The 12,436-nt window shown below is 56.5% G+C and carries 13 protein-coding genes and 1 other annotated feature; of the genes, 8 read left to right on the top strand and 5 right to left on the bottom strand.

What is annotated here, in order from left to right:
- Positions 1 to 191: 191 nt before the first annotated feature.
- From clpB to rluD, 3 genes are all read right to left on the bottom strand, one after another.
- Positions 192 to 2,765: an ATP-dependent chaperone ClpB gene (clpB, locus tag FUU19_RS03950; RefSeq protein ID WP_025301647.1), complete on the bottom strand. Its 2,574-nt coding sequence runs from the start codon at positions 2,763 to 2,765 to the stop codon at positions 192 to 194.
- Between the two features lie 130 nt (positions 2,766 to 2,895).
- Positions 2,896 to 3,627, bottom strand: coding sequence for a purine nucleoside phosphorylase YfiH (gene yfiH / locus FUU19_RS03945; RefSeq protein ID WP_141970861.1), 732 nt, complete (start codon positions 3,625 to 3,627; stop codon positions 2,896 to 2,898).
- On the bottom strand, positions 3,627 to 4,604 hold the full coding sequence (gene rluD / locus FUU19_RS03940) for a 23S rRNA pseudouridine(1911/1915/1917) synthase RluD (RefSeq protein WP_028127833.1): 978 nt from the start codon (positions 4,602 to 4,604) through the stop codon (positions 3,627 to 3,629). The genes yfiH and rluD overlap by 1 nt, the downstream gene beginning before the upstream one ends.
- Positions 4,605 to 4,735: 131 nt before the next feature.
- Between rluD and bamD the strand changes: the two genes are divergently transcribed.
- From bamD to pheA, 4 genes are all read left to right on the top strand, one after another.
- Complete coding sequence (gene bamD, locus FUU19_RS03935; protein WP_004932456.1) at positions 4,736 to 5,467, top strand: outer membrane protein assembly factor BamD; 732 nt, start codon at positions 4,736 to 4,738, stop codon at positions 5,465 to 5,467.
- A gap of 312 nt (positions 5,468 to 5,779) precedes the next feature.
- Positions 5,780 to 6,121 carry a ribosome-associated translation inhibitor RaiA gene (gene raiA, locus FUU19_RS03930; protein ID WP_004932457.1) on the top strand — a complete coding sequence of 114 codons (342 nt, stop codon included), beginning with the start codon at positions 5,780 to 5,782 and terminating at the stop codon, positions 6,119 to 6,121.
- Positions 6,122 to 6,243: 122 nt separating this feature from the next.
- Positions 6,244 to 6,370 (top strand) — a sequence feature (Phe leader region).
- Positions 6,245 to 6,292 (top strand): hypothetical protein, encoded by a 48-nt coding sequence (locus tag FUU19_RS03925; protein WP_101428074.1) that lies wholly within the window; start codon positions 6,245 to 6,247, stop codon positions 6,290 to 6,292. Its footprint overlaps the feature before it by 48 nt.
- A gap of 42 nt (positions 6,371 to 6,412) precedes the next feature.
- Entirely contained in the window at positions 6,413 to 7,570 is a 1,158-nt protein-coding gene (pheA, locus tag FUU19_RS03920; protein WP_049204228.1) for a bifunctional chorismate mutase/prephenate dehydratase, read from the top strand.
- Between the two features lie 55 nt (positions 7,571 to 7,625).
- Here pheA and tyrA read toward each other — a convergent pair whose 3' ends face one another.
- Together tyrA and FUU19_RS03910 are read right to left on the bottom strand one after the other, a co-directional pair.
- On the bottom strand, positions 7,626 to 8,747 hold the full coding sequence (gene tyrA, locus FUU19_RS03915) for a bifunctional chorismate mutase/prephenate dehydrogenase (protein WP_016929015.1): 1,122 nt from the start codon (positions 8,745 to 8,747) through the stop codon (positions 7,626 to 7,628).
- A gap of 3 nt (positions 8,748 to 8,750) precedes the next feature.
- The gene (locus tag FUU19_RS03910; RefSeq protein WP_038871801.1) at positions 8,751 to 9,827 is read right to left on the bottom strand and encodes a 3-deoxy-7-phosphoheptulonate synthase; all 1,077 of its coding nucleotides are present in this window, start codon (positions 9,825 to 9,827) and stop codon (positions 8,751 to 8,753) included.
- 506 nt (positions 9,828 to 10,333) lie between these two features.
- Here FUU19_RS03910 and FUU19_RS03905 point away from each other — a divergent pair.
- The 4 genes from FUU19_RS03905 (at position 10,334) to FUU19_RS03890 (ending at position 12,363) form a co-directional block, all read left to right on the top strand.
- The gene (locus tag FUU19_RS03905; protein ID WP_141970863.1) at positions 10,334 to 11,098 is read left to right on the top strand and encodes a DUF481 domain-containing protein; all 765 of its coding nucleotides are present in this window, start codon (positions 10,334 to 10,336) and stop codon (positions 11,096 to 11,098) included.
- Between the two features lie 251 nt (positions 11,099 to 11,349).
- Positions 11,350 to 11,571 carry an HP1 family phage holin gene (locus FUU19_RS03900; protein ID WP_141970865.1) on the top strand — a complete coding sequence of 74 codons (222 nt, stop codon included), beginning with the start codon at positions 11,350 to 11,352 and terminating at the stop codon, positions 11,569 to 11,571.
- Positions 11,555 to 12,070, top strand: coding sequence for a lysozyme (locus tag FUU19_RS03895; RefSeq protein WP_141970867.1), 516 nt, complete (start codon positions 11,555 to 11,557; stop codon positions 12,068 to 12,070). Before FUU19_RS03900 ends, FUU19_RS03895 begins: the two co-directional genes overlap by 17 nt.
- A gap of 65 nt (positions 12,071 to 12,135) precedes the next feature.
- Positions 12,136 to 12,363: an ogr/Delta-like zinc finger family protein gene (locus tag FUU19_RS03890; protein ID WP_197833344.1), complete on the top strand. Its 228-nt coding sequence runs from the start codon at positions 12,136 to 12,138 to the stop codon at positions 12,361 to 12,363.
- The last annotated feature ends 73 nt before the right edge of the window (positions 12,364 to 12,436 follow it).

The following is a 12,436-nucleotide window of genomic DNA, read 5'->3' as shown; positions in this document are numbered from 1 at the left end:
AACCCTATAATGCAAAAAACTTTTCAAGCGTTCAAATAATCACCAAAAATGCCTTTTTAGGATGTTTATTAGTCAAAAAATACCGGTTTTAACACAGTAATAGCGGCAAACCCTGTAAATAGGGACAAACGAAGATAAAGAAAAGGGAGCGGTCACCCGCTCCCTTTCATCTTTATTACGCTCGATTGCCGTTATTGGCGTGCAACGATATGGTCGTTTTCCACATCCAACGTGACCAGCTTGCCAGGGATCAGCTTGCCGGACAGTATTTGCTGCGCCAGCGGGTTCTCGATCTCCTGCTGAATAGCGCGTTTCAACGGACGCGCACCATATACAGGGTCGTAACCCGTTTTGCTCAACAGCGCCAGGGCCGGTTCGGTCATGGTCACTTCGTAACCGCGCTCTTCCAAACGTTTGTACAGACGCGACAGCTGAATCTTGGCGATCGCGGCGATGTGTTTCTCGCCCAGTGGGTGGAACACCACCACTTCGTCGATACGGTTGATGAACTCCGGACGGAAGTGGTGACTCACCATCTCCATCACCGACTCTTTCATCTGCGCATAGTTCATCTGACCGAAATGCTCCTGGATCAGATCGGAGCCCAGGTTGGACGTCATGATCACCACGGTATTACGGAAATCGACGGTACGGCCCTGGCCATCGGTCAGGCGGCCGTCATCCAACACCTGCAACAGAATATTGAACACGTCCGGATGCGCTTTCTCGACTTCATCCAGCAGAATCACCGAATAAGGCCGGCGACGTACGGCTTCCGTCAGGTAGCCGCCTTCTTCATAACCGACATAACCCGGAGGCGCACCGACCAGACGCGAAACGGAGTGTTTCTCCATAAACTCGGACATATCGATACGTACCATGGCGTCGTCGCTGTCGAACAGGAACGAAGCCAGTGCCTTGCAGAGCTCGGTTTTCCCCACCCCGGTCGGGCCGAGGAACAGGAACGAACCGATCGGCCGGTTAGGATCGGACAACCCCGCACGGCTGCGGCGGATCGCATTGGAGACCGCGCTGACCGCTTCGTCCTGGCCAATAACCCGCGAATGCAGCTCTTGCTCCAGGCGCAGCAGCTTGTCGCGCTCCCCTTCCAGCATTCTGGCGACCGGGATCCCGGTTGCACGCGCCAGCACTTCAGCAATCTCCGCATCGGTCACCCGGTTGCGCAGCAGCTTCATGCTCTTGCCTTCGGCCTGCGTGGCGGCGGCGAGCTGTTTCTCCAGCTCAGGGATTTTGCCGTATTGCAGTTCTGACATCCGCCCCAGATCGCCGACGCGACGCGCCTGCTCCAGGGTGATTTTGGCCTGTTCAAGTTCGGCCTTGATGTTCTGGGTGCCGGAGAGCGAGGCTTTTTCCGCTTTCCACTCTTCTTCCAGCTCCGAATATTCGCGCTCTTTCTGCCCCAGCTCATCGCTGAGCATGTCCAGGCGTTTCTTACTGGCGTCGTCAGACTCTTTATTCAGCGCCTGCTGTTCCAGCTTCAATTGGATAATGCGGCGCTCAAGCCTGTCGAGCGACTCCGGCTTGGAGTCCATCTGCATGCGAATGCTGGACGCCGCTTCGTCGATCAGGTCGATAGCCTTGTCCGGCAATTGACGATCGGCGATATAGCGGTGCGAAAGCGTTGCCGCCGCCACGATGGCCGGGTCGGTGATCTGCACATGGTGGTGCAATTCGTAACGTTCTTTCAAGCCGCGCAGGATAGCGATGGTGTCTTCCACGCTCGGCTCCGCCACATACACTTTCTGGAAACGGCGTTCGAGCGCCGCATCCTTCTCTATATACTGACGATACTCGTCGAGCGTAGTCGCGCCAACGCAGTGCAGCTCGCCGCGCGCCAGCGCCGGTTTGAGCATGTTGCCCGCATCCATGGCACCATCCGCCTTACCGGCGCCGACCATGGTGTGCAGTTCGTCGATAAACAGGATAACGCTGCCTTCCTGCTTGGCCAGATCGTTGAGCACGCCTTTCAGGCGCTCTTCAAACTCGCCGCGGTACTTGGCACCGGCGATCAAGGCGCCCATATCGAGGGACAGTACGCGCTTGTGCTTCAGCCCTTCCGGCACTTCGCCGTTGATGATGCGCTGCGCCAGGCCTTCGACGATGGCGGTTTTACCCACGCCGGGTTCGCCGATCAGCACCGGGTTGTTTTTGGTACGACGCTGCAGCACCTGAATGGTACGACGGATCTCTTCGTCACGGCCGATTACCGGGTCAAGTTTGCCCTGCTCGGCGCGTTCGGTCAGATCGATCGTGTATTTCTTCAATGCTTGCCGTTGGTCTTCGGCGCCTTGGTCTTCCACGCTGTCACCGCCTCTCATCTGTTCAATGGCTTTGCTGATTTTGTCGGCCGTCGCGCCGGCCGCTTTCAACAAGTCGGTCAACGAGCCGCGGTCTTCCAGCACCGCAAGCACAAACAGCTCGGAAGAAATGAATTTGTCCGCGCGCTTCTGCGCCAGCTTGTCGCACAGATTCAAGACGCGCACCAGCTCGTGGGACGGTTGAACGTCGCCACCGGTGCCTTCTACCTGCGGTAAACGGGACAGTGCCTGTTCGATTTCGGTGCGCACACGCCCGGCATCGATACCTGCGGAAGTTAATAGTGGACGAACCGTGCCCCCTTCCTGATTGAGCAGGGCGCTCATCAGATGTAGCGGTTCAATAAACTGGTTGTCGTGCCCAAGGGCTAGTGACTGGGCATCGGCGAGGGCAAGCTGGAATTTGTTGGTAAGACGATCCAGACGCATAACACCTCCAAGATGGGTCGAAATTGCTACTGGAGATTAAATGAGGTCATCCCTCAAATTTTCAAGGTTATCTCGACGCTAAATTTTCGGTACAACGCCATGCGTCGTTGGATCGTCCTAATTCAATAGGTTATATCAGCCAGATTAAACTTGCCAGACGTCCGGTTATTCCATCGCGTCGATAGGAGAAAAAATGACTCTTTTCGTTAACCGTGCAGCGGTCGCCGCCGTAGATGGCCTGCACGCCTGCCCGCAACAAACGTTGGCGAGCCAGTAAGTAGATATTAGCCAAAAACTTATCGCCATGCGGCGTAAAGGCAGCCTCGGCTTCGGCGTCTTCCGCGATAAAGGCGGCACGCACCTCCGGCCCGACTTCAAACTGCTGCGGGCCGATCGCCGGCCCCAACCAGGCGCTGATCTGGCCCGGTGCGGCGGTGAACGCCGCCACGGTTTGTTCCAGCACGCCCTGGCATAGCCCACGCCAACCGGCATGAGCGGCGGCCACTTCATCGCCGTTCTGCGAGCAGAACAGCACCGGCAGACAATCCGCCGTCATCACGGCACACACCTGCCCAGGCACGTTGCTGTACACCGCATCTGCCCGCAGATCGGCGGGCGGATGCCCCGTCAACGTCACCACGCGGGTGCCATGTACTTGCTCGAGCCACACCGGCATCTGCGGCAAGCCGGCGGCGGTAACCACCCTTTCCCGATTGCGTTTCACCGCTTGCACCTCGTCGCCGACGTGGGCGCCGAGATTCAGCGAGTCATAAGGCGGCAGGCTGACGCCGCCGCCGCGCGTTGTGCTGCACGCTTTAACGCCGGGAGGCAACGGCCAGTCGGGCAGAATGAGCGAATTCATTACCAGTCCATCTGATCTTTGAATTCTTCGGTGTCCGCCTTCAGCGCGTTGATCAGATCGACCATATCCTGCGGCAGCGGCGCATGCCACTCCATCTGGATACCGCTGATCGGATGATACAAACGCAGCATGGTGGCGTGCAGCGCCTGACGGTCAAAGCCGCGCAGCGTGTTGATGAAGGCTTCCGAAGCGCCTTTCGGCGGACGTGGACGGCCGCCGTACAGCGGATCGCCCACCAGCGGATGGCTGATGTAAGCCATGTGTACGCGGATCTGGTGAGTACGGCCGGTTTCCAGGCGCAGACGCAGGCGGGTGTGCGCACGGAAATGCTCCATGATGCGGTAGTGCGTTACCGCCGGTTTACCCATCGGGTGCACCGCCATATGGGTGCGTTTGGTGGAGTGACGCGCGATAGGCTCTTCTACCGTGCCGCCGGCGGTCATGGTGCCGATCGCCACCGCTTCGTATTCACGGGTAATTTCACGCGCCTGCAGCGCTTCCACCAGCCGGGTTTGCGCCGGCACGGTTTTCGCTACCACCATCAGGCCGGTGGTGTCTTTATCCAGACGGTGCACGATGCCGGCACGCGGCACGTCGGCGATTTCCGGGTAATGATACAGCAGCGCATTGAGCACCGTGCCGTCTGGGTTACCAGCACCGGGATGCACCACCAAATCGCGCGGCTTGTTGATCACCAGGATGTCGCTGTCTTCATAGACGATATCCAGCGCGATATCCTGTGGCTCCCAACGCGCCTCTTCTTCAATCTGTGCATCGATGGCGACTGTCTCTCCGCCCAGCACCTTCTCTTTCGGTTTATTTGACGTTTTGCCATTGACCTTCACCCGATCGCCCAGGATCCACTCTTTTATGCGAGATCGTGAATAATCAGGGAACAATTCGGCCAAAGCCTGATCTAAACGTTGTCCGAGTTGAGATTCGGCCACCGTTGCGGTGAGTTGTACTTGTTGTGCCATATGCAGCTTCTTCGTTAACGTTGGGTTTTCACGGCGATGCCGTTTAATATAATGTGCTATTGTACCTGGTCTTTGTCGGGAGCTTAACGGACAGTCTCCCGGAATAACACCCTGAGGATAATCAAAACGTCATGACGCGTATGAAATATCTGGTGGCGGCAGCCACGTTGAGCCTGGCGCTGGCAGGTTGCTCCACATCCAAGGATGCGGTTCCCGACAACCCACCTTCGGAAATCTATGCTACCGCGCAGCAAAAACTGCAGGACGGTAACTTCAAGGGCGCGATTACGCAACTCGAAGCGTTAGATAACCGCTATCCTTTCGGGCCGTATTCCCAGCAGGTCCAGCTGGATTTGATTTACGCCTACTATAAGGCTGCCGACTTGCCGATGGCTCAGGCATCCATCGATCGCTTCATGCGTCTGAACCCGACGCACCCGAACATCGATTACGTGATGTACATGCGCGGTCTGACCGACATGGCGCTCGATGACAGCGCACTGCAGGGCTTCTTCGGGGTTGACCGTTCTGACCGCGATCCTCAGCACGCTCGCGCTGCGTTCCGCGACTTCAGCCAGTTGATTCAGCAATACCCGAACAGCCAATACGCGACCGACGCCAACAAGCGTTTGGTGTATCTGAAAGACCGCTTGGCCAAGTATGAGCTTTCGGTGGCGGAATACTACACTAAACGCGGTGCTTACGTCGCGGTCGTTAATCGCGCCGAGCAGATGTTGCGTGAATTCCCGGATACCAAAGCGACGCACGACGTGTTGCCGCTGATGGAAAATGCCTACAAGCAGCTGCAGCTGAACGGCCAGGCTGACAAAGTGGCCAAAGTGATCGCCGCCAACCCGCAATAAGTGCGCGTCGGCAACGGCAGAAAAACAAAACGGCAGCCTCGGCTGCCGTTTTCATTGGCGTCGACCGGGTTTTTACTGGAAAAATATACAAGTAAAAACACGGTGTTAGCTAGCGCTCCTCACCGGTCAACTCATCGATAATGCGCCATCCGGCGGCAACTCTCAAGCATTAGATAGCCAATTCAGATGCTGAATCACAGATTGAACTAACTTTGCAAAAAGTGACAAAAAATCGTGATTTACATCACGCATTTAAACAAAAAGCGGGGTATGCTGGATTCACCAAGACGGAAAGACAGAGAGGTAAGTTATATGACATTGAACATTACCAGCAAACAAATGGATATCACTCCCGCAATCCGCAATCACGTCGAAGACCGTCTCACCAAACTGGAAAAATGGCAGACCCAGCTGATAAACCCGCATATCGTCTTATCTAAAGAACCGCAGGGGTTTGTCGCCGACGCTACCATTACCACGCCTAACGGCCCGCTGGTCGCCAGCGCCAAACATGATGACATGTACACCGCCGTTAATGAGCTGATCGCCAAGCTGGAACGCCAGCTGAACAAGGTGCAGCATAAAGGCGAAGCGCGCCGCTGCAATGCCAGCGTGAAAGACATCGTGCCGGAAGTCACGCAAGAGCAGGAATAACCGTCCGACAGCGATTGCCGCATCAAACGCGCCCGAGGGCGCGTTTTTTGTCGGGTATTTTTGTTGACGGGGTAAAAGCCAGCGGTTACTTTAAAACCTGTTCGCATTAACCTTAGGTAGACCATGCCACGCACACCGTTCTTCTTCGCATTCTTTTTTACCTTCCCCTGACTGGGAGGCGTTTCGTCGTGTAAGAAAGAATGCGAAGACGAACAATAAGGCCTCCTGGAAACAGGAGGCTTTTTTTATGGCTGTTTTACAACGAATAAGAACTGAAGGCGGAAGCTGATTATGACTGACAACCCGTTATTGGTGCTGCGCGAGCGCATCAGCGCACTGGACTTGAAACTGTTGGCCCTGCTGGCGGAACGCCGTGAGCTGGCGATCGAAGTCGGCAAGACCAAGCTGCACTCTCATCGCCCGATCCGCGATAAAGAACGCGAGCGCGATCTGCTGGATGCGCTGATCGCCGCCGCCAAGCCTTACGACCTGGACGGCTTTTACGTCACCCGCCTGTTTCAACTGATCATCGAAGATTCCGTCCTGACCCAGCAGGCGTTGCTACAGCACCAGCTCAACCCCGTCAGCCAACATTCCGCCCGCATCGCCTTCCTCGGCCCAAAAGGCTCTTACTCACATCTGGCAGCACGCCAATACGCTGCCCGCCACTTCGATCAGCTGATCGAATGCGGCTGCCAGAAGTTTCAGGATATCTTCACCCAGGTGGAAACCGGCCAGGCGGACTATGCGATTCTGCCTATCGAGAACACCAGCTCCGGGTCGATTAACGAGGTGTACGATCTGCTGCAGCACACCAGTCTGTCGATCGTCGGCGAACTGACCAACCCGATCAACCACTGCGTTCTGATTGCCGGCGACAGCGATCTGAGCCAGATTGAAACCGTCTACAGCCACCCGCAACCGTTCCAGCAGTGCAGCCAGTTCCTGAACCGCTTCCCGCACTGGAAAATCGAATACACCGAAAGCACCGCCGCCGCGATGGAGAAAGTCGCCAAGCTGAATTCGCCGAAGGCGGCTGCTCTGGGCAGCGAAGCCGGCGGCGCACTGTATGGGCTGCAGGTGCTGGAACACAACCTCGCCAACCAGCAGCAGAACATCACCCGTTTTATCGTCCTGGCGCGTAAAGCGATCGACGTCTCCGAACAGGTGCCGGCCAAAACCACGCTGATCATGGCGACCGGCCAACAATCCGGCGCACTGGTCGAAGCGCTGCTGGTACTGCGCGACAACGGCATCATCATGACCAAGCTGGAGTCACGCCCGATCAACGGCAATCCGTGGGAAGAGATGTTTTATATCGATGTGCAGGCCAACCTGCGCGCCGAGGCGATGCAAAAAGCACTGCGCGATCTGACGCCAATCACCCGCTCGCTGAAGGTGCTGGGCTGTTACCCGAGCGACACCGTGGTGCCGGTCAACCCATCCTGAAACCATAAAAAAAGGGTTCGGCTTGGCCGAACCCTTTACGCTTACTGCCCGCGTTTCACTGCCGGCTGTCGTTAGCCTGCCGCAACAGCGTGCGGCTCTCCACCAGGAAGCGCTGGGCGTAATCGCCGAACCAATGCTCTACCTTGCGGAAGCTATCGATAAACGCCTGTTTGTCGCCATGCTCCAACAGCTTGATCGCCTCGCCGAAGCGCTGGTAGTAACGCTTAATCAGCGCCACGTTTTCTTCCGACGACATGATGATGTCAGCGTACAGCTGTGGATCCTGCGCAAACAGGCGGCCAACCATCGCCAGCTCCAGCCGGTAGATCGGCGAGGAGAGCGCCAGCAGCTGCTCCAGTTGCACGTTCTCTTCCGCCAGGTGCAGCCCGTAGGCGAAGGTGGCGAAGTGCCGCAGCGCCTGAATAAACGCCATATTCTGATCGTGTTCGACAGCGCTGATGCGATGCAGCCGCGCCCCCCACACCTGCAGCTGTTCAAGCAACCATTGGTAAGCCTCCGGTTGGCGGCCATCGCAGTAAACCACGACCTGCTTCGCCACGCTGCCCACGTCCGGACCAAACATCGGATGCAACCCCACCACCGGGCCGCTGTGCGCCGCCAACATCGCATGCAGCGGACGGTTCTTCACCGACGCCAGATCCACCAGAATGCAGTCGTCGGGCAACGGCGGCAGGCGGCTTATCACCTGCTCGGTCACATGGATCGGTACGCTGACAATCACCATGCCGGCGTCGGCCAACAGCTGCTCCGCCTGCGGCCAATCTTCCTGATCCAATACCCTGACCTGATAACCCGACAGCGTCAGCAGACGGTTGAACAGCCGGCCCATCTGGCCGTTGCCGCCGATGATGACGATCGGCCGCAGCTGCGGGCACAGAGTTTTAAAACCTTTATCGTTCTCGCTGACGTACGATTCGCGCATCACGCGGCGCAAGACGTCCTCGATCAAATCCGGCGGCACGCCGAGGTTTTCCGCCTCCTGACGGCGCGAGGCCAGCATCGCCGCCTCGCGCTCCGGCACATAAACCGGTAAACCGTGGCGGCTTTTCACCTCCCCCACTTCCGCTACCAGATGCAGGCGTTTCGCCAGCAGATCCAGCAACGCTTTGTCCACCTCGTCGATTTGATCGCGCAGCGCGGTCAGTTCTGCCACCATAACTTACTTTTCTCCCGTGCGTGCCGTCAGCGCAGCGCCGAGTTCCTGATGCATGTGGCGCAGCAGCGTTTCCGTGCTCTCCCAGTCGATGCAGGCGTCGGTGACGGATACGCCGTAACGCATGTCTGCACGCGGCTGTTCGGAAGACTGATTGCCCTCATGCAGATGGCTCTCCAGCATAATGCCGGTGATCGAGCGGTTACCCGCTTTGATCTGCTCCACCACGGACTCGGCCACCGCCGGCTGACGGCGATAGTCTTTATTCGAGTTGCCATGGCTGCAATCTATCATCAAGGACGGATGGAGTCCCGCCTCGAGCATCTGTTTTTCACAGGCCGCAACGTGCTCGGCGCTGTAGTTCGGGGTTTTACCGCCGCGCAGGATCACGTGCCCGTCCGGATTGCCCTGAGTCTGCAGCAGGCAAACCTGGCCCGCCTGGTTGATGCCGACGAAGCGGTGCGGCATAGCGGCGGCGCGCATGGCATTGATGGCGGTACCCAGGCTGCCGTCGGTGCCGTTTTTGAACCCGACCGGCATCGACAGGCCAGAAGCCATTTCACGGTGGGTCTGCGATTCGGTGGTACGCGCACCGATCGCCGACCAGCTGAACAAGTCCCCCAGGTACTGCGGGCTGTTCGGATCCAACGCTTCGGTAGCCAACGGCAAGCCCATGCCCACCAGATCCAGCAACAGGCGACGCGCGATATGCAAGCCTGCTTCAACGTCAAACGAACCGTCCATGTACGGATCGTTGATCAAACCTTTCCAGCCGACAGTGGTTCTGGGTTTTTCAAAATAGACGCGCATAACGATATACAGCTGATCGCTCAAGTCAGCCGCCAGGGTTTTCAAACGACGGGCGTAGTCCAGTGCCGCATCCGGATCGTGGATCGAACAAGGTCCGCACACGACCAACAGACGGTGATCGCGCCCCTGCAAAATGTTGGCGATGGTGTTGCGCGCGGTGGCGATTTCATTTTCGTCGTCGGCACTAAGCGGGAACTGGTTCTTCAGCTCCTCCGGCGTAATGAGAACCTGTTCTGCACTGATGTGTACGTTATTGAGCGCGTCTTTTTGCATGATGCTATTCCTGTCGTTTGGCGTTATGCGTTGAAATGGAACATTGAGCGTTTCAGGGCACTACCTTATCACGAGATGTAAAGTTTTCAATCCAATTTCTGTAAATAAAAAATTACCGCATTTAATCTTATGAAAAAGCATGCGTATAAACATCAATAAAATACAATAAAATAACACAAATTCAATAGCATATATAAACAACAAGATTATCAAAACGCGCCGGTACGCTTTCCCAGCGAAGACTCCAGATCGTAAACATATTTGTACAATTTATTTTACAGGCAAGATACGCCGCCCGTCTCGGCGCCAACGAACGGGCAGGCCCGGATGCCGTCAGACTCAGCACGAAATGCCGCCGAAAGCGATGAATTTAAGTAGAAGAAAAGCGAATAAATGAGGAATAAAAATTAAAAACTTAAGCTAATGGCGGCTATTTTTGTCGCCGAAGTGAACCGATATAATGTGACCGTCATCAACAATAACCACCCTTAACAACTGGATCCAAGATGCTCTCTTCCCGCGCTCGTCGCGCTTTTCCGCTGTATATTTGCTGCTTAACGACTTTCACCAGTGTTTCAGCCCTTGCCGACAATACGCTTTTCACCGCGATGGACGATCCGGCCACCGCCAAGAAACCGTTCGAAGGCAACGTGCAGGCGGGCTACAACGCCCAGTCCGGCAACTCGCAAAGCTCCACCCTGTTGGCCAACACCAACATGACCTGGTTCAATACCGACGCGGCGTATAGCCTGTGGGGGGCGGCCAACAACACCACCTCCTCCAACGTGCGCTCGTCCGAAAAGTACCAGGCCGGTGGTCGTACGCGCTATAACCTGACCGATCGCAATTACCTGTTTGGCCAGGGCAGCTGGCTAAGCGATCGCTTTAACGGTTATGACTCACGCTCCACGCTGACCGGCGGTTACGGCCGTCAACTTCTCAACGGGCCGCTCAGCGATCTGCGGGTGGAATTCGGTCCCGGCGTGCGCCATGATGAATACCACGGCGGCGGCCGCTCGACCAAAGGGCTGGCTTACGGTGCAGCCAACTATTCCTATCAGCTGACCGACAATACCAAGTTCATTCAGGGCGTTTCCGCGCTGGCGAACGAGGAAACCACGCTGAACTCGGAAAGCGCATTGAACGTGGCGATCAACGATCGCTTCTCACTGCGCGTGGCCTACACCGTGACCTACAACAGCAAACCGCCGGCCTCAGCGCCTAAGAATACCGACACGACCACCTCGGTCACGCTGGTTTACGGCCTGTAATCTCCTCGCCCAGAATCTCTTGAAGCCCATCATCGATGGGCTTTTTTTATGCCTGCCGCCCTCTTTTGCACAATCTGCTAAAAATATTCATCCCACCCATTGACGACTTTAGCAAATAGCTTAATACTGTATGCATATACAGTAATTATTATACAGCCTCGGGGCATGATGGATTTCGATAGAGTGTGGCCAGAAACGTATCGATGGCCACCACAGCTCCCGAGATACTGTAAACAAAGCGAGCATAAGCTATGGAGAAAATCACCTCATTCATCACCTACGCCATGGCGCTGTTTCTCGCCTGGCTCGGCAAGCTGTCACCGCAGGACATTGCCTTTCTAGTCGGTGCGGCGGTAGGAATCGGCACGTTTCTGGTGAACTGGTACTACCGACGTAAAAGCCTGCAAATCTTAAAGGCTATTGAACGCAATGCGGCGTCACGGAGGAACATTTACGATGAGTGCAATCGTTAAGCGCTGCAGCGTCGCCACCGTTTTGGCCATCGCCGTGCTGTTGCCGTCATTTGGCGAGCTGCAAACCTCAGAAGCCGGCCTCAGGCTGATCGCCGATCTCGAAGGCTGCCGCCTGTCGCCTTACCAGTGTAGCGCCGGGGTGTGGACACAGGGCATTGGACACACTGCTGGCGTCATCCCAGACAAGACGATAGATGAACGCAAAGCCGCGGTGGATTTGATAGACGATGTTCGCCGCACCGAGCGCGGCATGGCCACTTGCCTGCCGCATACGCTCTCGCAACAAACCTATGACGCGGTGATCGCCTTCGCCTTCAACGTGGGTGTCGGCGCAGCCTGCCACTCTACGCTGGTCGCGCTGCTGCAACAGCGCCAGTGGCGACAGGCCTGCGATCAGTTGCCTCGCTGGATTTACGTAAACGGAAAGAAAAACAAAGGGCTGGAACAGCGACGTGCTACGGAACGCGCACTGTGCTTGCAAGGCATTGCCTCATCATGACGGGCTCGCTCGCCTAAGTGGTGATGCCACAACAATTTCACTTAATTTGTTCAAGGGGGGTTCTTATGATGCACTGTCCACTATGCGGTCACGTGGCCCACACTCGCTCCAGCCGCTATCTGAGCGAGTCGACCAAAGAGCGTTACCATCAATGCCGCAACATCAACTGCAGCTGCACGTTTGCCACGCACGAATCCGTTGCACGGGTGATCGTCAAGCCCGGCGATGACATTGTCCCGGCGCAGCCGCACCCACCGGAGAATCCGCATAAACAAAGCGCCGCCGCGCTGTGATGCAAAAAGCCTGCTGATGCAGGCTTTTTAACGTCGCTACAACGCAGCCAAATCTCGCAAATGCACCACAGCT

Source organism: Serratia montpellierensis, assembly GCF_020858655.1.
In the GTDB taxonomy this organism is placed as follows: domain Bacteria; phylum Pseudomonadota; class Gammaproteobacteria; order Enterobacterales; family Enterobacteriaceae; genus Serratia; species Serratia montpellierensis.
This window is presented reverse-complemented; position numbering and strand designations above follow the sequence as displayed.

Bases quoted from the DNA above. Each gene is read 5' to 3' on its own strand.
- clpB (WP_025301647.1), bottom strand. From the start codon at position 2,765: ATGCGTCTGGATCGTCTTACCAACAAATTCCAGCTTGCCCTCGCCGAT.
- yfiH (WP_141970861.1), bottom strand. From the start codon at position 3,627: ATGAATTCGCTCATTCTGCCCGACTGGCCGTTGCCTCCCGGCGTTAAA.
- rluD (WP_028127833.1), bottom strand. From the start codon at position 4,604: ATGGCACAACAAGTACAACTCACCGCAACGGTGGCCGAATCTCAACTC.
- bamD (WP_004932456.1), top strand. From the start codon at position 4,736: ATGACGCGTATGAAATATCTGGTGGCGGCAGCCACGTTGAGCCTGGCG.
- raiA (WP_004932457.1), top strand. From the start codon at position 5,780: ATGACATTGAACATTACCAGCAAACAAATGGATATCACTCCCGCAATC.
- pheA (WP_049204228.1), top strand. From the start codon at position 6,413: ATGACTGACAACCCGTTATTGGTGCTGCGCGAGCGCATCAGCGCACTG.
- tyrA (WP_016929015.1), bottom strand. From the start codon at position 8,747: ATGGTGGCAGAACTGACCGCGCTGCGCGATCAAATCGACGAGGTGGAC.
- FUU19_RS03910 (WP_038871801.1), bottom strand. From the start codon at position 9,827: ATGCAAAAAGACGCGCTCAATAACGTACACATCAGTGCAGAACAGGTT.
- FUU19_RS03905 (WP_141970863.1), top strand. From the start codon at position 10,334: ATGCTCTCTTCCCGCGCTCGTCGCGCTTTTCCGCTGTATATTTGCTGC.
- FUU19_RS03900 (WP_141970865.1), top strand. From the start codon at position 11,350: ATGGAGAAAATCACCTCATTCATCACCTACGCCATGGCGCTGTTTCTC.
- FUU19_RS03895 (WP_141970867.1), top strand. From the start codon at position 11,555: ATGAGTGCAATCGTTAAGCGCTGCAGCGTCGCCACCGTTTTGGCCATC.
- FUU19_RS03890 (WP_197833344.1), top strand. From the start codon at position 12,136: ATGATGCACTGTCCACTATGCGGTCACGTGGCCCACACTCGCTCCAGC.